The sequence below is a fragment of the Roseomonas aerilata DSM 19363 genome, from assembly GCF_000711725.1.
Taxonomy (GTDB): domain Bacteria; phylum Pseudomonadota; class Alphaproteobacteria; order Acetobacterales; family Acetobacteraceae; genus Roseomonas; species Roseomonas aerilata.
In genome coordinates this window covers 61,182-81,619 of record NZ_JONP01000021.1, presented here as the reverse complement: position 1 = coordinate 81,619, position 20,438 = coordinate 61,182, and the positions used below count along the sequence as shown (strand labels likewise).

At 71.1% G+C, this 20,438-nt stretch carries 19 protein-coding genes; 10 read left to right on the top strand and 9 right to left on the bottom strand.

Annotation, left to right across the window (positions count from 1 at the left end; translation table 11 throughout):
* Nucleotides 1–15: 15 nt before the first annotated feature.
* Entirely contained in the window at nt 16–1,158 is a 1,143-nt protein-coding gene (locus BO39_RS20570; protein ID WP_084698305.1) for a GDP-L-fucose synthase family protein, read from the bottom strand.
* 114 nt (nt 1,159–1,272) lie between these two features.
* Here BO39_RS20570 and BO39_RS20565 point away from each other — a divergent pair, with 114 nt between their 5' ends.
* The 6 genes from BO39_RS20565 to BO39_RS20540 are packed head-to-tail and all read left to right on the top strand — an operon-like array spanning nt 1,273 to nt 7,674.
* Nucleotides 1,273–3,054: a hypothetical protein gene (locus BO39_RS20565; RefSeq protein WP_043836941.1), complete on the top strand. Its 1,782-nt coding sequence runs from the start codon at nt 1,273–1,275 to the stop codon at nt 3,052–3,054.
* A 46-nt stretch (nt 3,055–3,100) separates the two neighbouring features.
* The gene (locus BO39_RS20560) at nt 3,101–4,177 is read left to right on the top strand and encodes an NAD(P)/FAD-dependent oxidoreductase (RefSeq protein ID WP_043836939.1); all 1,077 of its coding nucleotides are present in this window, start codon (nt 3,101–3,103) and stop codon (nt 4,175–4,177) included.
* Complete coding sequence (locus BO39_RS30235) at nt 4,174–5,223, top strand: glycosyltransferase family protein (protein WP_052402362.1); 1,050 nt, start codon at nt 4,174–4,176, stop codon at nt 5,221–5,223. Before BO39_RS20560 ends, BO39_RS30235 begins: the two co-directional genes overlap by 4 nt.
* Entirely contained in the window at nt 5,220–6,053 is an 834-nt protein-coding gene (locus BO39_RS33690) for an NAD-dependent epimerase/dehydratase family protein (protein ID WP_052402361.1), read from the top strand. The genes BO39_RS30235 and BO39_RS33690 overlap by 4 nt, the downstream gene beginning before the upstream one ends.
* Complete coding sequence (locus tag BO39_RS20545; RefSeq protein ID WP_043836937.1) at nt 6,050–6,877, top strand: sugar phosphate isomerase/epimerase family protein; 828 nt, start codon at nt 6,050–6,052, stop codon at nt 6,875–6,877. The genes BO39_RS33690 and BO39_RS20545 overlap by 4 nt, the downstream gene beginning before the upstream one ends.
* On the top strand, nt 6,874–7,674 hold the full coding sequence (locus BO39_RS20540; RefSeq protein ID WP_043836935.1) for a glycosyltransferase family 2 protein: 801 nt from the start codon (nt 6,874–6,876) through the stop codon (nt 7,672–7,674). The genes BO39_RS20545 and BO39_RS20540 overlap by 4 nt, the downstream gene beginning before the upstream one ends.
* A gap of 10 nt (nt 7,675–7,684) precedes the next feature.
* On the opposite strand, the gene BO39_RS20535 is transcribed toward BO39_RS20540, so the two are convergent.
* Both BO39_RS20535 and BO39_RS20530 read right to left on the bottom strand, forming a co-directional pair.
* Entirely contained in the window at nt 7,685–8,413 is a 729-nt protein-coding gene (locus tag BO39_RS20535) for an endonuclease/exonuclease/phosphatase family protein (protein WP_043836933.1), read from the bottom strand.
* 11 nt (nt 8,414–8,424) lie between these two features.
* Entirely contained in the window at nt 8,425–10,578 is a 2,154-nt protein-coding gene (locus BO39_RS20530) for a VTT domain-containing protein (RefSeq protein WP_043836982.1), read from the bottom strand.
* A 152-nt stretch (nt 10,579–10,730) separates the two neighbouring features.
* Between BO39_RS20530 and atzF the strand changes: the two genes are divergently transcribed.
* Complete coding sequence (gene atzF / locus BO39_RS20525) at nt 10,731–12,482, top strand: allophanate hydrolase (protein WP_043836932.1); 1,752 nt, start codon at nt 10,731–10,733, stop codon at nt 12,480–12,482.
* Here the strand turns inward: atzF and BO39_RS20520 are convergent.
* Genes BO39_RS20520 through BO39_RS20505 form a run of 5 tightly spaced genes read right to left on the bottom strand, consistent with a single transcriptional unit; the run spans nt 12,439 to nt 16,246 of the window.
* Entirely contained in the window at nt 12,439–14,214 is a 1,776-nt protein-coding gene (locus tag BO39_RS20520) for a SulP family inorganic anion transporter (protein WP_052402360.1), read from the bottom strand. The genes atzF and BO39_RS20520 overlap by 44 nt on opposite strands.
* Nucleotides 14,181–15,131 (bottom strand): D-2-hydroxyacid dehydrogenase family protein, encoded by a 951-nt coding sequence (locus BO39_RS20515; RefSeq protein WP_043836930.1) that lies wholly within the window; start codon nt 15,129–15,131, stop codon nt 14,181–14,183. Before BO39_RS20515 ends, BO39_RS20520 begins: the two co-directional genes overlap by 34 nt.
* Nucleotides 15,132–15,189: 58 nt before the next feature.
* A complete protein-coding gene (locus tag BO39_RS20510) occupies nt 15,190–15,573 on the bottom strand; it encodes an MOSC domain-containing protein (protein ID WP_211257496.1) in 384 nt (127 codons plus the stop codon).
* Nucleotides 15,528–15,767, bottom strand: coding sequence for a hypothetical protein (locus BO39_RS33995; RefSeq protein ID WP_211257495.1), 240 nt, complete (start codon nt 15,765–15,767; stop codon nt 15,528–15,530). Before BO39_RS33995 ends, BO39_RS20510 begins: the two co-directional genes overlap by 46 nt.
* Nucleotides 15,764–16,246, bottom strand: a complete 483-nt coding sequence (locus BO39_RS20505; protein WP_043836928.1) for an Lrp/AsnC family transcriptional regulator — start codon at nt 16,244–16,246, stop codon at nt 15,764–15,766. The genes BO39_RS33995 and BO39_RS20505 overlap by 4 nt, the downstream gene beginning before the upstream one ends.
* Before the next feature lie 114 nt (nt 16,247–16,360).
* Between BO39_RS20505 and BO39_RS20500 the strand changes: the two genes are divergently transcribed.
* On the top strand, nt 16,361–16,609 hold the full coding sequence (locus BO39_RS20500; RefSeq protein WP_043836926.1) for a DUF6356 family protein: 249 nt from the start codon (nt 16,361–16,363) through the stop codon (nt 16,607–16,609).
* 33 nt (nt 16,610–16,642) lie between these two features.
* Here the strand turns inward: BO39_RS20500 and BO39_RS20495 are convergent, their stop codons facing one another.
* The gene (locus BO39_RS20495) at nt 16,643–18,526 is read right to left on the bottom strand and encodes an ABC-F family ATP-binding cassette domain-containing protein (protein ID WP_043836924.1); all 1,884 of its coding nucleotides are present in this window, start codon (nt 18,524–18,526) and stop codon (nt 16,643–16,645) included.
* Between the two features lie 137 nt (nt 18,527–18,663).
* Here BO39_RS20495 and nhaA point away from each other — a divergent pair, with 137 nt between their 5' ends.
* Nucleotides 18,664–19,851 (top strand): Na+/H+ antiporter NhaA, encoded by a 1,188-nt coding sequence (gene nhaA / locus BO39_RS20490; protein ID WP_043836922.1) that lies wholly within the window; start codon nt 18,664–18,666, stop codon nt 19,849–19,851.
* 65 nt (nt 19,852–19,916) lie between these two features.
* Nucleotides 19,917–20,339 carry a nucleoside-diphosphate kinase gene (ndk, locus tag BO39_RS20485; RefSeq protein WP_043836920.1) on the top strand — a complete coding sequence of 141 codons (423 nt, stop codon included), beginning with the start codon at nt 19,917–19,919 and terminating at the stop codon, nt 20,337–20,339.
* Nucleotides 20,340–20,438: the final 99 nt, after the last annotated feature.

The window sequence follows — 20,438 nt, the reverse complement described above, 5'->3', positions numbered from 1 at the left end:
CGGGTTAGCGGTGGATCAGCGGCGTGCGACGGCGGCGTGGGCCGCCAGCCACTCGTAGGTTTCGAGCAGCGCGTCGCGCAGCGAGTAGCGCGGCTTGAAGCCGAGGGCCTGGAGCTTGCTGACGTCGTATTGCCGCAGCTTCTGGCCGTCCGGCTTGGTGCGGTCCCACTCGACCGGGCCCTTGAAGCCGGAAACCTCGGTGATGAGCTTCACGGTATCGGCGATGGAGATGGCCGTGCCGGTCGCCATGTTGATCGGGCCGGTGAAGCCCTCGGCGATCATGCGGAGCGCGAGCGCCGCGTCCTTGGCGTAGAGGAAGTCCCGCTGAGGCGTGCCCGTGCCCCAGATGGTCACGGCGCTGCCCTGCTGGTTGGCGCGCAGGAACTTCGACATCAGCGAGGGGATGACGTGCCCGTGCTGCTCGTCGAACTTGTCGTGCGGGCCGAAAAGGTTGGTGGAGATGCAGTAGGCGTAGTCCAGCCCGTACTGGTCACGGTAGGATTCCAGATGCGCGAGCATCCCGCGCTTCGCGTGGGCGTAGCCGGATTCGGAGTGGTGCGGCGCCCCGTCCCAGATCTGCTCCTCGGTCATCGGCAGGCGGACGGCGTCGGAATAGATCGCGGTCGATCCCATCGCGACGATCTTCGTGGCGCCGGCCAGCCGCGCGGCTTCCACCACGTTCGTGTTCATCCGGGTGTTGTCGAGATAGGCCTGGCCCTGGGCCTTGATGTTGCCCATCAGGCCCGAGACGCGGGCGGCGAGGTGGAACACGACGGCGGGACGGTGGCGTTCGAAAGCCTGGCGGGTGGCCTCGTAGTCGGTCAGATCCACGTCGCGGCTGGTGAGGGCGACCACCTCGCCCCCGGCCGCAGCCTGCAACTCGTTCACCAGCGCATGTCCCAGGAGGCCCGAGGCACCCGTTACCAAAAACTCGGCTCTCTGCACCTGGCGCGACCCTCTGGGATGGCGACGGGCGTGCTGGGGCTCGTGCGGCGCCAACGTCGCGAATGCGCACTGTGTCGCAGATGACGTGGCCCGTGGGAAGCCGCTATGTGGGAGATACTTGCGCCCGCCACAACCGGTTCGGCAAGAAGCGATCGGCCCTGGAAGTTTCGAAGGGCAGCCTGCGCACGGGCGGTGCAGGTGCCGGACGGCCATAGGGCGGGCAGGAAGCGGCACTATCCGGCTTTCGAGCAGGATCCATCAACTTGCATCCGCCAGACCCCTCCATTAGGAGGTCGTGCCTGGGGCAGACATCCTGCAAGGACCGTTATGTTCATCCGTGCCACGTCGAGTGGATCGGCCACTCGATCCGTTGCGGCCGTCTCTCTCAGCCTTGTTCTCTGCCTCGCGATCCTGGGCTTCAGCCTCTACCTGGCCCTGCTGAACCGCATCGACGTTCCCTTCGTGGATGGCTGGCCGGTTCTCCATCGCATTATGCTGAAGGAAACCGGGGAGATCGGCTGGGGCCGGTTTCTCTTCGGCCTTCATGGGGCCCATCTTCACGCCCTGATCTACTCCCTTGCCCTGTTTGACTACCGTTTCTTCGGCGGTCAGCAAGAGCTGCAGACAGTGCTCTCCTTCCTGGCCATCTGCGGCTACACGGCGCTGATCGTCTCTCTCCTGATCCGGGAGGGAGTCGACCACGGGCGCGGCACGGCCGAGATCGTCCTGACTGCTGCGGCGGCGACAGCCCTTATTTGCAGCCTTTCAGACACCGAATCCCTGCTGATCCCCTTCCAGGTGGTGCTGACAGGCTCCCGTCTCTTTTATGTCGGTCTCCTCTGGGCGCTTTGCCGTTCCATTACGCGAGGGGAGCGAGGCCTCTACGTGACCGCGATGGTCCTGGCTGTGCCCGTCGTGACCTTCCACGGCACGGGGCAGCTCTTCGGCGTGTGCGTCATCCTGCTGCACCTTCTGCTGCGGCAGCGGCCGGCCAGGCTGCTCCTTTCCTGCCTGCCGTTCGCCTTCGCCGTCTTCATGCAGTCGCGCTACTCCGCAGGTGGCGGGGAGCTGTCGAACATCGCCCAGGTCCTTACGCCCGCGGCGCTGCGCGAGGTGCCGCTCGCCTTCATCACCTATTTCTCCACGCCCTTCGTTGCCTACCTCCACATCATCGACAACCGCTGGCTGCTGCTGCCGGGCGCGGTCCTCGCCGTCTCCACGGTCGTGCTGACCCTTCTCGGGCTCCGCGCCACGCTCGGCCTCTCCTCCTGGTCGCCCGCCGGCTGGTGGCGTCAGTACCGGCACCCCGCGTCCGGAAGCCTGCCGGAGGCGAGGGTGGTGTTCTTCACCATTATGGGCATCCTGCTGCTGATGTCGGGCGCGGCGGCAGCGATCTTCTGGTTCATCCGCGCGGCGCCGGCGGGTCTCACCGCCTGGCCGTTGATCTTCGACGCCACGCGCTATGGCGCCTATTCCACCCTTGCCTGCATCATGCCCCTGGCTGCCTGGCTGCATCGCAGGGCGGAGCAGCCGGAGCGGGCCCTGGTGCGCGCTCTGCCGCTGATCGCGGCCGGGCTGTTCCTCTCCGCAGGCCTTGGCGCGACGCTGCGCATGAACGCCCTGGCCACGCTGGCGGACCGCGTGAACCTCGCCACCGCCGGCATTTCCGTGGGGCTGCCGCCCATCCTCAAGCAGACCGACGATGTCTGGCCCCAGGTCGGGCAGGACTGGTTCTGGAAGGTCCAGCTTCCCCGCACGACCGACTGGCTGCGCCGCACCGAAACCGGCCCCTGGCGCGACCTGCCGCCCCTGCACAGCCGCGGCGGCCCCTCCTTCGCCGCCTACCAGCTCAACGACATGAAGTGGCAGCCCTTCCCCGCCGATATCGCGCCGGGCTGGTGCACCGTCACCGCCAAGGTGCTCGGCTGGGGCCGTGACCTGCCGGCGCGCAGCACCATCATCCCCATGTCGCGCATCGACGGTGTCGTGCAGGGTTATCTTGTGCTCACCCATGCCGGCCGGCTGCAGGGCAACCGCTCGCTGGTCGGCGTCGCCGGCTGCTCGCTCGAGGGCGAGCAGCTCTTCATCCCGCCGCAGTCCGCCCATTGATGGCCGCGGACGCGGGTCCTGGCTGTTCCCGAGGGAGGCCGCGCCCATGAACGATCGCTACGACGCCCTGATCATCGGTGGCGGCTTCTACGGGGCCGAGATCGCGCTCGAACTGCGGCGCATGGGCTTCGGCCGCGTGGTGATCATCGAGCGCGAGCAGGGGATCCTGCGTCGCTCCTCCTATGTGAACCAGGCGCGGGTCCATAACGGCTACCACTATCCCCGCTCTCTCGGCACCGCCGAGCGCTCGCGCATCAACTTCGAGGCCTTCGTCGCCGATTATGCTCCAGCGGTGCTGCACGAGATGGAGGCGATCTACGCGATCGCCGCCGGCTCGCGCGTGAGTGCCGCTCAATTCGAGACCTTCTGCCGCGTGATCGGCGCCACCTGCCGCCCCGCCCCGAGCCGGATCCGCGCCCTTTTCGAGCCCGGGATGATCGAGGAGGCCTTCCTGACGCGGGAACTGGCCTTCGACGCCTCGCGCCTCGCCGCGCGGCTGCTGCGGCAGCTGGGGGACGCGGGCGTGGAGCTGCGCCTCGGCCAGACCGCCCGCATCGCCGACTGGGACGACCGCGAGGTCAGGGTGCAGGTCGGGGACCGGCTGGAGCGGGCCGCGCAGGTCTTCAACTGCACCTATGCCGACCTCGAATTCGTCGGCGCGCCGCTCATGACCGGCCTCAAGCGCGAGATGGCGGAGATGCTGCTCATCGAGCCGCCGCCGGACCTGCGGGGCGTGGGCATCACCGTGATGGACGGGCCTTTCTTCTCCACCATGCCCTTCCCGGCGGCGGGCCTGCACTCCCTCTCGCATGTCAGCTTCACGCCGCATGAATCCGCGACCGCCAAGGACGGCCCGGAGATGAGGCCGCGGCGGAGCAACCGGGACGCGATCCTCCGGGACTCGCAGCGCTTCCTGCCCTGCCTCTCCCAGGCCCGGGTCCGGCACTCGATCTTCGAGGTGAAGGCGACGCTGATCCGCAACGAGGACGATGACGGCCGGCCGATCCTCATCGAGCGCAACCCGCAGGCGCCGCGAATCCTCTCCGTCCTGGGCGCCAAGATCGATAACATCTATGACGTTCGCGCCTATCTACGGGCGCAGGAACTGAGCGCCGCGGCATGAAGCAGCACCTCTCCTCCCTCACCACCGTCATCGTCGTCGATGACAAGGTTCCCGAGCCCGCGCGCTACGAGCAGCTCGCTTCCGTGCTGGAGGCGGCCGGGATCAACGACTTCGACGTGGTGCTCGTCGCCAATGGCGTGGATGCCGCGGTGACCCTCGACCTGAAGGACTTCGTCTCGCAGGTGCCCGACAGCACCGCCGTCTTCCTCAACCGGCTGCAGACCGGCGACGTCGCGCGCCTCGTCGGCATCGACCACGCGGTGGGCGACTACATCCTCTTCACCACGCTGGCGGAGGAGGAGATCCTCGCCCTGCCGGGTCTGCTGGAGCCGCTGCGGGAGGGATACGACCTCTCGGTCGCGGATCCGCTGGAGGGGCCGCTGGTGGTCAAGCGCCCGGCCGGCACCCGATTCCTGCTCGGCACCTATCTCTCGGTCTATCGGTTGCTCACCGGCAAGGAGCTGGAGAGCCGCCCGACGGGCTTCCGCGCGATGAGCCGTGCTGCCGCCCTCTTCGTCTCGACCAGCCCGACCGCCGAGATCACCCTTCGCGCGCGCGAGCTCGGTCCAGGCTTCGCCTGCGTCACGCGCCCGCTGCTGCCGGCCCATGCCTTCGTGCACCGGCCGGGCTCGCTGCGGTCGAACTGGTCGTCGGGGATCAGTGCGCTGCTGAGCACCACCTCCGCCCCGATGCGGCTGGTCACCTATTTTGCGGCGGCGGGCGGCGTGCTTTCCCTCGGCTACGGGGCCTATGTCGTCGGGGTCTACTTCTTCGGGCGGAACATCGCGCGGGGCTGGACCACGATCTCGCTGCAGCTGGCCGCGATGATGTTCATCTTCAGCGTGCTCTTCCTGCTGCTCTCGGAATACGTGCTGCAGATCCACGCGGCGAACCCGCCCCGGAGCCTCCGACATCTCGTGCTGCGCGAGCTGCGCAGCCCGCTTTCGCGCCGCAGCGCGCGGCTGAATGTGGTGGATGCCGAGGGGCGCTTCCAGGTGGGCGCGCCGCCGGAGCTGCTGACCAACGTGACGAAGGCAGGTGCATGAGCGACGCGACGACGACCACCGGGAAGGCAGCGGCCGGCGCGCCCGACGGGGATGCGCTGATCGGGCATACCGGCTTCGTGGGCGGCACGCTCGCGCGCGGGCGGCATTTCGGCACGCTGGTGAACTCGAAGAACACGGAGGCGCTGCGCGGGCGGCACTTCGACCTGCTCGTCTGCGCCGGGGTCTCCGCGGTGAAGTGGCTCGCCAACAAGGAGCCCGAGGCCGACCGCGCGGGCATCGCGCGCCTGACGGACGCGCTGGCCGAGACGCGGGCGGAGGAGTTCGTCCTCATCTCCACCGTGGACGTCTACCCGAACCCCGTGGAGGCCGCGGACGAGGCGACGCCGATCGACGCCGCCGCCAACCACGCCTATGGCCGCCACCGCCTTGAACTCGAGGAATGGGTCAAGGCGCGCTTCCCGAAGGTGCGGATCATCCGCCTGCCCGCGCTTTTCGGCGCAGGGCTGCGCAAGAACGCGCTCTACGACCTGCTGAACGGGAACATGGTGGAGAGCATCAACCCCGCCGGTGTCTTCCAGTGGTACCCGATGGAGCGGCTGCTCTCCGACATCGAGATCGTGCGGCGGAGCGGGCTGCCGCTGGTGAACCTCGTGCCCGAGCCGCTGGCCATGGGGCGGATCATCGACCGCTTCTTCCCCGGCGCGCCCGTCGGCCCCGCCAAGCAGCCGGCGCCCCTCTACGACCTGCACACCCGCCACGGCGCCCTCTTCAGCCCGGCGCCGCCCCCGCACTACATGCTGAGCGCGGAGGAGGTGCTGGACGCCATGGGCCGCTACGTGGCCGAGGAGAAGGGGCGCGCCCGCTCGTGACCGCTCGCCCGATTGCCGTCTCCAACATCGCCTGGCCCGGCGATGCGCTGGATGAGGCGCTGGCCATGCTCCCCGGCCTCGGCCTCTCGGCCGTGGAGATCGCGCCCTACAACGTCTTCGGCCGCTGGGACGGCATCCTCGACGACGCCCGGCGCCTGCGCGAGCAGATCGAGGGGCACGGCCTGCGCTGCGTCGCCCTCCAGGGCATCCTGTTCAACGCGCCCGGCGTGCACCTCTTCGCCTCGCCCGAGGCGCGGGAGGCACTGCACCGGCACCTCGAGGTGGTGGCGGAACTCGCGGGCGTGCTCGGCGCCGGCGCCTGCGTGCTCGGCGCACCGCGGCAGCGCGATCCCGGCGAGTTGCCGGCGGGGGAAGCCTGGGCCATCGCGCTCGACTTCCTGCGCGGCATCGGCCCAGCCTACGCCGCGCAGGGCAGCGCGCTGGCCTTCGAGCCGAATGCGCGCCAATACGCCTGCCGCTTCGTCACCGGCACCGAGGAGGCCGCACGCCTCGTGGAGGAAGCCGCCACTCCCGGCATCGGCCTGCAGATCGATACCGGTACGGTGATCCTCGAGCACGAGGACCCCGCGGCGATCCTCCGCGCGGCGCCGGTCGCGGTGCATGCCCATCTCAGCGAGCCCGACCTGCGGCCAATCGGCTCCGATCCCGGGCCGGACGGGGCGCCGGTGGGCCACGCCGCCATCGCCCGCGCCCTTCGCGGCAGCGCCTATCAGGGCACCCTCTCGATCGAGATGCGCGCCACCACGGACTGGCAGGGCGCGCTGCGCCGGGCCGCCGAACTGGCCCATGGGATTTACGCATGACGAAGGACGACCCCGCCCGGCGCGAGCTTCCCGCCTCGGAGACGCTCGTGCTGGCCGAGCGCGTGCACCGCCACGCCCTGGTCATCCCCGTGATCAACGAGGGCGAGCGCATCCAGCGCCAACTCCGCCGCATCGCGGAGCTCGCGCCGCGGGTGGACGTGGTGATCGCGGATGGCGGTTCGACCGACGGCTCCCTCGCGCCCGAGTTCCTCCGCTCGGTCAATGTCCGCGCGCTGCTGACCAAGCGCGGGCCCGGCAGGCTCGGGGCGCAGCTCCGCATGGCTTATGCCTGGTGCCTCGACGAGGGCTATGTCGGCATCGTCACGGTGGACGGGAACGGCAAGGACGGGATGGAAGCGATCGAGCGCTTCGTGGAGACGCTCGAGGCCGGCTACGACTACGTCCAGGGCTCGCGCTACCGCCGGGGCGGCGAGGCCGTGAACACGCCGTTCGATCGCAAGGTCGCCGGGCGGCTGATCCACGCGCCGCTGCTCAGCTTGGCCGGGCGGCGCTGGTACACGGACACCACCAACGGCTTCCGCGGCTACTCGGCGGCCTTCCTGCGCGACCCGCGGGTGAACCCCTTCCGCGACGTCTTCGGCGACTACGCGCTGCTGTTCTACCTGACCGTGCGCGCGGGCCAGCTCGGCTACCGTACGATCGAGATCCCCGTTTCGCGCCGCTACCCGCCGCAGGGGAAGACGCCGACGAAGATCTCCGGCCTCGGGGGGCGCTTCGCGATGCTGCGGGAGCTGCGCGACACGGTGCGCGGCGCCTACAACCCGCCGGGAAGCTGAGCCGGCGGCGTCAGGCCACCGCCAGCCGCGTCGTCCGCCCCTCTCCCTCCGGCAGCAGCGCCACCTCCGCGATCATCGGCAGGTGGTCGGAGGCGGTGCGGGCGGCCTTGTCCGTCCAGCTCCGCAGCAGGGCCGCGCGCGGGCGCGCGTAAATCCGGTCCAGCGCGAAGAGGGGGCGGCGCACCGGGAAGGTCCGGCCATGGGTGCGGGAGGGCAGGGTGCCGAGGAAGGCCCGGTCCACCGGCCCATGCGGCTCCCAATCGTTGAAGTCGCCCATGGCGAGCAGCGGTTCCGTGACGCCCTTCGCCAGGGCGGCCAGCCGTGCTGCCTGGGCGCGCCGCTCCCCCCAGCCCAGCCCGAGATGGGCTGCCAGGACGCGTAGCGCCCCGCCCGGCGTCTGCACCCGCGCGGTGATCGCGCGGCGCGGCTCCCGACCGGGGACAGAAATGTCATGGAGGGTGCCGTCCTCCAGCGGCCAGCGGCTGACGACCATGTGGCCGTAGCAGCCGTCAGTCGCGCGCAGTGTCGCGGCCTCCACCGCGTGGCCCCCCAGCGCCTCGCGCAGGGCGGTGAAGGGGGCGGTGCCCGGGCGGTTGCGGCCTTCCACCTCCTGGATCGCCACGATGTCGGGCGCGTGGCCGAGGATGAGGTCGATGGCGCGCTGCAGGTCGTGCCGCCCGGCCGTGCAGACGCCGCCATGGATGTTCCAGGTCATGACCCGGAAGGTGAAGCCCGCCATCGCGCCCTTGCTCAGTCCTCGTGGCGCAGCCGACGGAACAGCTTCTGCAGGCCCCAGGTGATCCCGGCCCAGGCCGTCAGCACCACCAGCAGCATGCCGATGTTGCGCGGCGTCGGGTGCTCCAGGATGCGCGACAGGCCCTCGCCCACGAGCGACAGCAGGGCGATTCCCGGCAGCAGGCCGAGCGCCGTGCCCACCATGTAGTCGAGGAAGCGGATCCGCATCGCCCCGGCGACGAGGTTCACCAGCGTGAAAGGCGCCACCGGCAGCAGGCGGATGGTCGTCACCGCCAGGATGCCGTTGCGGTTCACCGACTGGCTCACCCGGTTGATCCGCGGCCCCAGCACCCGCCGCAGCACGCCGGGACCGAGCTTCCGGCCAAGGCCATAGGTGGCGGCGGCCGACACCATCGCGCCCACGGCGGCGTAGGCGAGCCCCGGCCAGGTGCCGAAAGCCGCCGCCGTGCCGAGGATAAGGACGTTCACCGGGAAGGCGACGAAGCCGAGCAGCAGGAAGAGCCCGACCGAGACCGCCGGCCCCCAGGAGCCGCCAGCCGTCAGGGCCGCCTTCATCGCCTCCGGCGTCATGTACTGGGAGACAGGCGTCGCCTTCCACAGCAGGATCAGCAGCGCCACCGGCAGCAGCATCAGCGCCGCCCGCGCCAGCAGCGGCCAGGGGCGGCCCGAAGGGGGCGCGACGTCCGGGTGGCCGAGATAGTCCGCCAGGAATTCCCCGGATTCGATTGGCCGGCGCGGGTCCGCCGCGCGCTCGATGCCGGGCAGGAGGCTGCGCGCGGGGGCGTCGCCGTCCTCCACGTCCCGCAGGCTGTGGCCATTGGCCGAGAGGCCGCGCACCGCCGTCAGGATCGAGCCGCTGGCGCGCAGGCGCTCGGCCACCTCCTCGGGCGAGACGCCCGTGTGCTCGGCGATCAGCCGGTTCCTCACCGCCGCCACCGCCGCGCGCTGGTCCGCATCCGCGGCCTCTACCATCAGGTCGCACTCCGTATCCGTGCCCATGGAGCGGTTGCAGAGGTTGGAGGAGGCGACGCGCAGCAGCCGGTCATCCACCACCATGACCTTGGCGTGCACCATCACCTCCGATTCCGCCTCCCCGCTCGTCACATGCGGGAAGACCAGCCGCACCCGCCCGGCCATGCCGGCCCGGCGGATCGCGCGCATGAAGCGGATGCGCCCGGCGAGCATCGTGCGGTGCTCGAGCCAGGTGTGGTGGGTCTTCGGAGCGACGAGCAGCGCCTCCAGCGCCGGCCGCTCCTTCATCCGGCGGATGAGGGCGCGGGCGATGCGGCCGGAGGTGAGGAACTGGTTCTCGATATAGATCATGCGCTCCGCCGCCCCGATCATATCGAGGTAGAGGGCTTCCACCTCCCGCACCTCCGGCGCGCCGTCGTGCTTCGGGTGGGTGCGGGCGATGCCGAGGGTGATATCGCTGAGGTCGGGGTCCAGGCCATCCGGCCAGGGGTCGTGGTCGGGGGCGGAGGGGCCGGGGACGGGCACGCATTCCTCACAGGCCCGCGCCCAGCGGTCGGCCACCAGCTCGGCCAGCGCCGCCGCGGCCTCGCCGTCCACCACCATCTGCACGTCGTGGAAAGGGGAGTAGGGCTTGCCCGCGGGATCCACGCGCCCGGCATCCGCCGGGTCGTGCCGGTTCGTGTCCCAGCGGCGGATCGTCAGGTCGAGCCCGCCGGAGAAGGCGACCAGGCCGTCCACCACCACCACCTTCTGATGATGGGAGGCGCCGAAGGGCGTGCAGTCGTCGAGGCAGAGCTCCACCCCTTCCGGCACGCCCCAGCGCAGGTGCAGCGCCGGCAGCATCTCCCGCTCCAGCGAGTAGAGGACCGAGTAGTCCCAGAGGAGCAGCTTCACCGAGAGGCCGGGCCGCCGCCGGACCAGCGCTGCCAGGAAGGCACCCAACTCCTCCGGCAGGCCGTCATCCGGCGGGGCCTCGCCGACCAGGCGGGTGCGGCTGTCGATGTCCCAGCCCACCACCTGGATGCTGTGCCTCGCCCGCAGCATCGCCGACCGAAGCGCGCCAAAATAGGTGGCACCGTCCGAAAGCACCGCTGCCCGACCGGCGCGCGCCACCCGCCAGGCATTATGGCCTTCGCGGAGGATCGGGGCGGGCGGGGGAGCCTCGCGCGGCGGCATGGTCCGCGGCCGGGCGCGCGGAGGGGCTTCGGTGAGCATCCCCGGGCTAACGCGGCAAGCACCATTTCGTTCGCGGTTGCGGCAGGGGCGGCCCAGGTCTTGCTAAATCACAAGATGACGGGCCAAGGGCCATTTCTGCTTGGGGGAACGCGATGCTGTGGGATCTGGCGCGGGCTGAAGGCCCGGAGGCGGCGGCGCGCGCCGCGCTGGACCGGATCGAGGCCTGGGCGGACCCGGCGCTTTTCATCCACCGCATCCCCGCGGCCGAGGTGATGGCCGAGGCCGCGCGCCTGGCCGCGGAGGGGCCTATGGGCCGCCCGCTCTACGGCATCCCCTATGTCATCAAGGACAATATCGAAGCGGCCGGCCTGCCGACCACGGCCGCCTGCCCGGACTTCACCTACGTGGCGGCGGAGGACGCGCCGGCCGTCGCCCGCCTGCGCGCGGCCGGGGCGGTCCTGCTGGGCAAGGTGAACCTCGACCAGTTCGCGACGGGGCTGGTCGGGGTGCGGAGCCCCTATGGTACGCCGCGCAACGCGGTGGACGCGGCCTGCGTGCCCGGCGGCTCCTCCTCCGGCTCGGCCAGCGCGGTCTCGGCCGGCATCGCCGCCTTCTCGCTGGGCACCGATACCGCTGGGTCCGGCCGCGTGCCCGCGATGTTCCAGAACATCGTCGGGCTGAAGCCCAGCCTCGGCCTCGTGCCGACCCGCGGCGTGGTGCCCGCCTGCCGCTCGCTCGACGTCGTTTCCGTCTTTGCGCTGACCGTGGAGCAGGCCGCGGCGGTTCTGGACGCCCTGGCCGGACCCGACGCGGCCGACCCCTATTCCCGCGCCGCCCCTGCCGGCTGGCGCGCGACGGGTGGCGGCCTGCCCCCCGCGCTCCGCGTCGCCGTGCCCGAAGACGCGGACCTTCTCTTCGACACCGCCGACGACGAGGCCCTGTTCCGCGCCGCCCTCTCCCGTCTGGAAGGGCTGGGCGCGGTGCTTGAGCGGGTGTCCATCGCCCCCTTTCTCGCCCTTGCCCGCCGCCTCTACGACGGTGCCTGGGTGGCTGAGCGTACATCGGCGCTGCGGGACATGGTGGAGAACCATCCGGGCTCGCTTCACCCCACCACCCGCATCATCCTGGAGGGCGGCCTCTCCCGGCTGACGGTGGACGCCTTCGACGACTTCCACGCGGTGGCGAGTACCCGCCTTCTCTCCCGCGCCCTTTTCACCCGCTTCGACCTGCTGGCGGTGCCGACCGCGCCGGGCATCCCGACGCTGGAGACGCTGGCCGCCGAGCCCATCGCGGCGAATAGCCGCTGCGGCACCTACACGAACTTCGTGAACCTGCTGGACCTCTCGGCGCTGGCGCTGCCTTCCGGCTTCCGCGCCGACAAGCGCCCCGCGGGGATCACCCTCATCGCCCCCGCCTTCGCGGAGGCGCGGCTCTGCGCCGTGGGCGCCGCCCTGCACCACGCGGCGGGGCTGCCGCTCGGCGCCACCGGGGAGGCCACCCCGCCGCCCGCGCCCGCAGCCGGCGTGGAGGCGGGCGAGATCCCCCTCTTCTGCATCGGCGCGCATATGTCGGGCCTGCCGCTGAACGGGCAGGTGACGGCGCTCGGCGGGCGCTTCCTGCGGCGGGACCGCACGGCGCCGGGCTACCGCCTCTACGCGCTGGGCAACCGGCCCGGCCTCATCCGGGACGGGGAGGGCGGTGCCTCCATCGAGGGCGAGGTCTGGGCGGTCCCCGCCGCCGGTATCGGACCGCTGCTGGCCCAGGTTCCGCCGCCGCTGGGCTTCGGGACGGTGGTGCTGGAGAGCGGGCCCTGTCTCGGCTTCCTCGCGGAGCCCTCAGGGCTGGTGGGCGCGCCCGAGATCACGTCGCATGGAGGATGGCGGGCCTACCTGGCGGCGCGCTGAGGCCGAGTTCTTCCCGCGCTGCCGACACCGCCTCGGCGAGGCCGGCGCGGAAGCGCACCACGGGCGGGCGCACGCCGTGGGTCCGCAGCACCCGGCGGATCGGCGGCGTCGCGCCAGCCAGGAAGACGGGCGTGCCCGCGCGCCGTGCCTTCCGCGCGAAGCCCTCGATCGTGGCGGCCGCCGTCGAATCGAGCAGGGCGACGGCGGAGACGTCGATCACATAGGCCCGCGGCTGCGCTCCCACCCGGTCCAGCGCCGCTCCCACCTCCGCCGCGGCGCCGAAGAAGAAGGCGCCGGAGATGCGGATCACCGCGATGTCGGGGTCGCTCGCCAGCGCAGCGTCGTAGGCCTCGCGGCCTTCGCCATCCGGCTGGTCCGCCTCCACCAGCGGCCGCCCGGTTTCCACCTGCACCGCCTGCGCCATGCGATGGAGGAAGAGCAGGGCACCGATGCCGAAGCCGATGAGGATGCCCTCGACCAGGTCGCGGAACACCACGAGCAGCAGCGTGGCGAGGAGCACGATGGCATCCCCGCGCGAGGCCCGGACCAGCGCCGCCATCGCGTGCCGCTCCGCCATGTTCCAGGCGACGATCGCCAGCAGGCCGGCCAGCGCGGCCAGGGGGATGAAGCCCGCCAGTGGCGCCGCCAGCAGCATGAAGAGGAGCAGGAACACTGCGTGCAGCATGCCCGAGACCGGCCCGCGCGCGCCGGAGCGCACGTTCGTCGCCGTGCGCGCGATGGTGCCGGTGACGCAGAAGCCACCGAAGAGGGCGGAGCCGATATTCGCGACCCCCTGCGCCACCAACTCGGCGTTCGAGCGATGGCGCCGCCCGCTCATGCTGTCCGCGACGACAGCGGAGAGGAGGCTCTCGATCCCGCCGAGCAGGGCGAAGGAGAGGGCCGCCGGCAGCACGGCCGAGACCTCCGCCCAACCCATCGGAGGGAGGCTGGGCGCGGGCAGGGATTGCGGGATGCCGCCGAAGCGCGTGCCGATGGTCTCCACCGGCAGGCCAAGCCCCCAGGCGAGCGCCGCCGCCAGCGCGACGGCGATGAGGAAGTCCGGCCAGTTCGGCCGCAGCCGACGCAGGACGAGGATAACGGCGATGGACAGCGCCGCCAGCACCACCGCCGCCGGGTTGAGCGTCGGCAGGGCTCCCGCGAGGGCCGCCAGCTTCGGCAACAGCGGGCCAGGCTCGTGCGCGAGCGTCAGCCCCAGCAAGTCCTTCACCTGGCTCGCCAGGATGATCACGCCAATCCCCGCGGTGAAGCCGACCGTCACGGGATAGGGGATGTACTTGATGAAGGTACCCAGCCGCAGGAGGCCGATGGCCATCAGGATCAGACCCGAGAGCAGCGTGGCCAGCACCAGCCCCGACACGCCGTGGGCCGCGACCGTCACCGCGACGAGCACGATGAAGGCCCCCGCCGGCCCGCCGATCTGGAAGCGGCTGCCCCCGAGCAGGGAGACGAGGAACCCGCCGACGATGGCAGTGTAGAGCCCGCGGTCCGGTCCCAGCCCCGAGGCGATGGCGATGGCCATTGAGAGCGGCAGCGCGACGATCGCGACGGTGAGGCCCGCGACGGCATCTGCCCGCAGCCCGGCCAGCCCGTAGCCCTCCCGCAGCACGGTCACGAGCTTCGGGGTGAACATCTCCGCGAAGTCCGGCGCCGCCTGGGGAGCGCGCGCGGCGCTCTGCCTCAGATCACCCGCACCGGCTGTCCCGCCATCCATGCCCTCAGCGCCTCCAGCGCGCCGCCGTAGAAATGCTGGTAGTTCTGGCGCGTGACGTAGCCGAGATGCGGCGTCAGCACCGTGTTGGGCAGGGAGGCGATGTCGGCCCCCGCCGGAAGCGGTTCCTCGTCGTAGACGTCGAGCGCCGCCCCCGCGATCCGGCCCGCGCGAAGCGCCTCGGCCAGCGCCGCTGAATCGACGAGCGGGCCACGTGAGGTGTTCACGAGATAGGCCGACCGCTTCATCAGCCCCAGCTCCGCCGCGCCGATCGTATTCCGGGATCGTTCCGAAAGCACGAGGTGAAGCGTCACGACATCGGATTCCCGGAGCAGCGCCTCCTTGTCCACGCGCGTGGCATCGGCGGCGCGCGCCGTCTCCTCCGTCAGGTTCGTGCTCCAGGCGAGCACCCGCATGTCGAAGGCGCGTGCGACGCGCGCGATGCGCTGCCCCTGCTTGCCCAGCCCGATGATGCCGAGCGTCCGCCCCTCCAACCCCTGGCCGACCACCGTCTGCCAGCGCCCCTCGCGCAGCGCGCGGTCCTGGCCGGGGATATCGCGCAGAAGGGCGAGGATGAGGCCCCAGGTCAGCTCGGAGGTGGGGGAGGTGGTGCCGGGGGTGCCGCAGAAGGTGATGCCGCGCTCCTTCAGCGCGGCCGCATCCACCGAGTTGTTCCGCCCGGCGGTAGTGACCAGCAGCTTCAGGTTCGGCAGCCGCTCGATCAGGCTTCGCGGGAAGGGCGTCCGCTCGCGCATGAGGACGATGGCGTCATAGGGCAGCAGCCGCGCGACTAGGGCCTCCGGGTCCTTGATGGTGTCGCGGAACACATCCACCGGCACGCCCAGCGCGCCCCAGTCCCCGAAGGAGAGGGCAACGCCCTGGTAGTCGTCCAGCACTGCGATCCGGCCCAGCTTGTTCATGCGCGCTTCCCCTCTTGCCGGGCATGGCGCCCGGCCGGCGCATGCCCCGAGGCGCAGGCTAGGGCAGAACCCCGGTCCCGTCAGGTGGGGTGTCCAGCAGGCGCAGCACCGCATCGCCCCGCCGTATCGTGCCGCCCTCCAGCACCCGCGCGGTGATGCCGCCATGGCCGCGCACAGCGTTGTAGCCGCCGGGGCCGAGTTCCTCGTCCATGCGCGAACAGGGATGGCAGTCGCCCGAGTATTCCAGCACGGCCTCGCCCACCCGAAAGCGCCGGTTCCGCAGGGCCGAGAGGTTGATGCCCTCCACCACCAGGTTCCGTCGCAGCCGCTCCGGCGCGACCTCGGCCGCTGAGAGATAGCCGGCGATGGCCCGAAGCTGCTCGGCCGAGGCGATCGTCACCTGCCGCGCGCCGTTGCGGCTGCTGGAGAAACGATCCCCCACCAGGCCTGGCCTTCCTCGACGATGGCGGTCTCCACGACCCGCATCGGCGCCCGCCGGGCCGGGCGCAGGCCGATCCAGGCGAGGCGGCCGGGCGCCACGGGGCCGTCGATCAGCCGCGCCAGCATAGAGCCGGGCACGGGCGCGCCCAGAGGTCCGGGCCCCCGCGGCACCTCGCCGAAAAGGTCGCGGCTCACGGGGCGTAGCCCGTGGGGAGTGCCGTCGTGTACTTGATCTGCTCCATCGAGAAGCTGGAACTCACGTCGAAGAGGTCCGCCATCTCGATCAGCCGCTTGTAGACGCCGTCATAGGCCGCGATGTCCGGCACCACCACGCGCAACAGGTAATCCACGCTGCCGCTCATCCGGTGGAATTCGAGCACCTCCGGGATGGCGCTCACCGCCCGGCAGAAGCGCTCGGCCCAGTCCATGCTGTGCCGGTTGGTACGGATGGTGACGAAGACCGTGACGCCGACGCGCATCTTCGCGGCATCCAGCAGGGCCACGCGCCGGCGGATCACCCCCTCCTCCTCCAGCCGCCGGATGCGGCGCCAGCAGGGGGAGGGGGAGAGGCCCGCGCGCTGCGCCACCTCGGCGACCGAGAGGGTCGCGTCCTCCTGCAGGCATTCGAGGATCTTGCGATCGAACCCGTCGAGCGGGGTAAAATTTTGCTCCAAACTGACTGATCCGGGCATAGGATCGCGCGATCTTCCGGAAAGTGGGCAGGGAACGCAATCCCTTGCCGGGCGGAGGCGCCTATCATCGGCCGAGTGCCCGAGGAGCCGACGCCCATGCCGACCCCTTCCTTCACGGACCACCCCGCCTCCGTGGGCGAGACCTATACGGAACACATGCACACCGCCGCCTGGTTCGGCTGGCGCATGCTGGTCGGCTCGCTCGCCTGCTTCGTGCACGCGCTGCTGCCGTTCCTGTTCACGCGCACGGGCTCGACCACCATCGCGCAGCTGCACGACCGCATGGTGGTGAACCGGGTGCGCGCGGAGCGTGCCGCCGGCGTGCAGGCGCGCCGCCCGGCCTGAGGACCAGCCCGCCGCTTGTGGCAGGGGCGGCCCTCAGGCCGCCTCCAGCTTCTCCGAGAGCTCCAGCCACTCCTCCTCCAGCTTCTCCAGCGTGGCGGCGATGGCGGCGCGGCGCGTGTTCGCCCAGGCGATATCGGCGGGCTTGAAGCGCGCGTAGGTCTCGGTGTTGGAGAGCTTCTTCTCCAGCAGCCGGTCCTCCAGCTTCAGCTTCTCCATCCGCGCCTCGATCTCGCGTACGCGCTCCTTGATCGGCGCCAGTGCCGCCCGGGCCGCCGCGCGGCTGGCCGCGGTGGGCTTGGCGGGCGCATCCGCCTCGCCCCGCGCCGCGGCGCGGGCCTCGCTGCGCGCGTCCCGGGCGCGGCCGGCCAGCCAGGCGCGGTAGTCGGCGAGGTCGCCGTCGAAAGGCTTTACCTGCCCGTCCGCCACCAGCCAGAGCTGGTCCGCAGCCAGCTCCACCATGTGCGGGTCATGGGTGATGATCACGACGGCACCCTTGTACTCGGCCAGCGCGCGGACCATCGCCTCGCGCGCGTCGATGTCGAGGTGGTTCGTCGGCTCGTCGAGGATGAGGAGCTGCGGCGCGTCCCGCGTGGTGAGCGCCAGCAGCAGCCGCGCCTTCTCACCGCCCGAGCAGTCGCTGATCTTCGTTGTCGCCCGGTCCACGTCGAGGCCGAAGCGCGCGAGCTGGCCGCGCACCTGGGTGATCGTCGCCTTGGGCATCACCGCCTGCATATGGGAGAGCGGGGTGCCGTTAGGGTCCAGCGCTTCCGCCTGATGCTGGTCGAAATAGCCGATCTTCAGCCGCGGCGTGCGCCGGACCTCGCCCGAGCTCGGCTCCAGCTTGCCCGCGATGAGCTTCGCCAGCGTGGACTTGCCGTTGCCATTGGCGCCGAGCAGCGCGACGCGGTCCTCCTGGTCCAGGCGCAGGCCGAGGCCGCTGAGGATGGTGCGGTTCCCGTAGCCAACGGAGGCGCCGTACATCGTCAGGATCGGCGGCGCGACCTCCACCGGGTCGGGGAACTCGAAGCGCGTCGGCCCGTCCTCCACCGTCGCCATCACGGGCGGCAGCTTCTCCAGTGCCTTGATGCGGGACTGCGCCTGCCGCGCCTTGCTCGCCTTGGCGCGGAAGCGGTCCACGAAGGCCTGCATATGGGCGCGCTCGGCCATGATCTTCACGTTAGCCGCGGCCTGCTGGGCCATGCGCTCCGTGCGGATGCGCACGAACTCGGAGTAGCCGCCCGGATAAGTCGTGATCTTGCCGCGGTCGAGATGGGCGATGCTGTCCACGCACTCGTCCAGCACTTCCCGGTCGTGGGAGATGATGATGGCCGCACCCGGGAAGCGCTTGATCCAGCCCTCCAGCCAGATCGTTGCCTCGAGGTCGAGGTGGTTCGTCGGCTCGTCCAGCAGCAGCAGGTCGGGCTCGAGCGAGAGTGCGCAGGCCAGCGCCACGCGCATCCGCCAGCCGCCCGAATACTCCCGCACCGGGCGGAGCTGCGCCGCGCCGTCGAAGCCGAGGCCCGCCAGCACCGCGCCGGCGCGCGCGGGCGCGGCGTCGGCGCCGATCGCGATCAGCCGCTCCTGCACCTCTGCCACGCGGGCGGGATCGCCGTGCTCCATCTCGGCCAGCAGCGCCGCGCGCTCGGTATCAGCCGCCAGCACAGTATCGATCAGCGACACGTCGGTCCCCGGCTGCTCCTGCGCCACATGGGCCATGCGCGCCCGCGCCGCGATGCGGACCTCGCCGCCATCGGGCGAGAGGGCGCCGGTCAGGGCGCGGAACAGCGTGGACTTCCCGGCGCCGTTCCGCCCCACCAGCCCCAGCTTGCGGCCGGGGTCGAGCTGAAGGTTGGCGCCGTCCAGCAGGGTGCGGCCGGCCATGCGGATGGTCAGGTCGCGAAGGGCGAGGACGGTCATGACACGGCTTCTATACCGCCCGGGGCCCCGTTGGAACGATCCGTTGTGCAACGCAGCGCTGCCGTGCGCCGGAAGGGCGGCCCTTGCGGGTGGTGTGGCGCGTGCTAGGCCGGGGCCGACGAAGAGAAGGAACGAGCATGGCCGAGCCCCGCCACGCGCCGACGAGCGCCCTCCGCCGCTTTCTGGAGGCGGAATCCTCCGGCGGGCTCGTGCTGATGGGGGCGGCCGCCCTCGCGCTGGTCATCGCCAACACGCCGCTGAACGGTGCCTACCAGGCGGTGCTGCACGCCCATCTCGGCCCGCTGCCGATGGCGGAGTGGATCAATGACGGGCTGATGGCCTTCTTCTTCCTCTTCGTGGGCATGGAGATCAAGCGCGAGGCCATCGACGGGCAACTCGCGACCTGGCCGCGGCGCGCGCTGCCGGGCCTGGCCGCCGCCGGGGGGATGCTGGTACCGGCCGTCGTCTTCCTGCTGCTCAACCCAGCCGCCACCTCGCATGGCTGGGCCATCCCCACCGCGACCGACATCGCCTTCGCCCTGGGCGTCCTTTCCTTGCTGGGCAAGCGCGTTCCGGCCTCGCTCCGGGTGTTCCTGGCGGCGCTGGCCATCATCGACGACCTCGGCGCCGTGGCCATCATCGCGGTCTTCTACACCGGCGGCCTCTCGGTGCCCGACCTCGCCGCGGCCGCCGCGGTAATCGCGGTCCTGGCCGCGATGAACCGCTTCGGCGTGCTGAAGCTCTGGCCCTATCTGGCGCTCGGCGCCGTGCTCTGGGTGCTGATGCTGCGCTCGGGCGTGCACGCCACCCTGGCCGGGGTCTTCCTGGCCCTGACCATCCCGCTCCGCCACCGCGTCGCTGCCCCGGACGACGAGACGCTGAGTCCGCTCCACCGGCTGGAACACGCCCTCGCCGTTCCCGTCAGCTTCATCATCGTGCCGGTCTTCGGGTTGGCGAATGCGGGCGTGCCCTTCCTCAACCTGCCCGCCGAGGCCCTGGCGGCGCCGGTCACGCTGGGCGTCGGGCTCGGCCTGCTGATCGGCAAGGCCATCGGGGTCTTCGCCGCGGCGACCCTGGCCATCCGCCTCGGCCTCGCGGATATGCCGGCCTATGCCAGCCGCACGCAGCTCTTCGGCACCGCCCTTCTCTGCGGGATCGGCTTCACGATGAGCCTCTTCGTCACCCTCCTTGCCTTCCCGGGCAACGAGATGCTGCAGGCGGAGGCCAAGATCGGGATCCTCGGCGGCTCCTTCCTCTCGGGGCTGCTCGGCTACGCCCTGCTGCGGGTCGCGCGGAGCGACTTCCCCCCGACCCCCTCCCGCTGACCCCCCTTGCCGAGAGCGCCCGGCGCCGCTACCGGCCCCCTGACCAACCAAGGGAACCCGCCACCATGGCCATCGAGCGCACCTTCAGCATCCTCAAGCCCGACGCGACCCGCCGGAACCTGACCGGCAAGATCAACGCTGTCTTCGAGGAGAAGGGCCTCCGGATCGTTGCGCAGCGCCGCATCCAGATGACCCAGTCCATGGCCGAGACCTTCTACGGCGTTCACAAGGAGCGGCCCTTCTTCAAGGACCTCGTCTCCTTCATGACCTCCGGCCCCGTGGTCGTGCAGGTGCTCGAGGGCGAGGACGCGGTGGCCAAGCACCGCGAGATCATGGGCGCCACCAACCCCGCCAACGCGGCCGAGGGCACCGTCCGCAAGCTGTTTGCCGAGAGCATCGAGGCGAACTCGGTCCACGGCTCGGACAGCCCGGAGAACGCGGCGACCGAGATCGCCTTCTTCTTCGCCGGCCACGAGATCGTCGGCTGAAGTAAGCCAAGGAAGGTCGGGGGAAGGAATTCCCCCGAACCCCCATCTTTTTTCTTCTGGAAAGAAGAAGGAGGGGGCCTGGGGGAGTTCACTCCCCCA

Bases quoted from the DNA above. Each gene is read 5' to 3' on its own strand.
- BO39_RS20570 (WP_084698305.1), bottom strand. From the start codon at position 1,158: ATGGCCGTCCGGCACCTGCACCGCCCGTGCGCAGGCTGCCCTTCGAAA.
- BO39_RS20565 (WP_043836941.1), top strand. From the start codon at position 1,273: ATGTTCATCCGTGCCACGTCGAGTGGATCGGCCACTCGATCCGTTGCG.
- BO39_RS20560 (WP_043836939.1), top strand. From the start codon at position 3,101: ATGAACGATCGCTACGACGCCCTGATCATCGGTGGCGGCTTCTACGGG.
- BO39_RS30235 (WP_052402362.1), top strand. From the start codon at position 4,174: ATGAAGCAGCACCTCTCCTCCCTCACCACCGTCATCGTCGTCGATGAC.
- BO39_RS33690 (WP_052402361.1), top strand. From the start codon at position 5,220: ATGAGCGACGCGACGACGACCACCGGGAAGGCAGCGGCCGGCGCGCCC.
- BO39_RS20540 (WP_043836935.1), top strand. From the start codon at position 6,874: ATGACGAAGGACGACCCCGCCCGGCGCGAGCTTCCCGCCTCGGAGACG.
- BO39_RS20535 (WP_043836933.1), bottom strand. From the start codon at position 8,413: ATGGCGGGCTTCACCTTCCGGGTCATGACCTGGAACATCCATGGCGGC.
- BO39_RS20530 (WP_043836982.1), bottom strand. From the start codon at position 10,578: ATGCCGCCGCGCGAGGCTCCCCCGCCCGCCCCGATCCTCCGCGAAGGC.
- atzF (WP_043836932.1), top strand. From the start codon at position 10,731: ATGCTGTGGGATCTGGCGCGGGCTGAAGGCCCGGAGGCGGCGGCGCGC.
- BO39_RS20520 (WP_052402360.1), bottom strand. From the start codon at position 14,214: ATGGATGGCGGGACAGCCGGTGCGGGTGATCTGAGGCAGAGCGCCGCG.
- BO39_RS20515 (WP_043836930.1), bottom strand. From the start codon at position 15,131: ATGAACAAGCTGGGCCGGATCGCAGTGCTGGACGACTACCAGGGCGTT.
- BO39_RS20500 (WP_043836926.1), top strand. From the start codon at position 16,361: ATGCCGACCCCTTCCTTCACGGACCACCCCGCCTCCGTGGGCGAGACC.
- BO39_RS20495 (WP_043836924.1), bottom strand. From the start codon at position 18,526: ATGACCGTCCTCGCCCTTCGCGACCTGACCATCCGCATGGCCGGCCGC.
- nhaA (WP_043836922.1), top strand. From the start codon at position 18,664: ATGGCCGAGCCCCGCCACGCGCCGACGAGCGCCCTCCGCCGCTTTCTG.
- ndk (WP_043836920.1), top strand. From the start codon at position 19,917: ATGGCCATCGAGCGCACCTTCAGCATCCTCAAGCCCGACGCGACCCGC.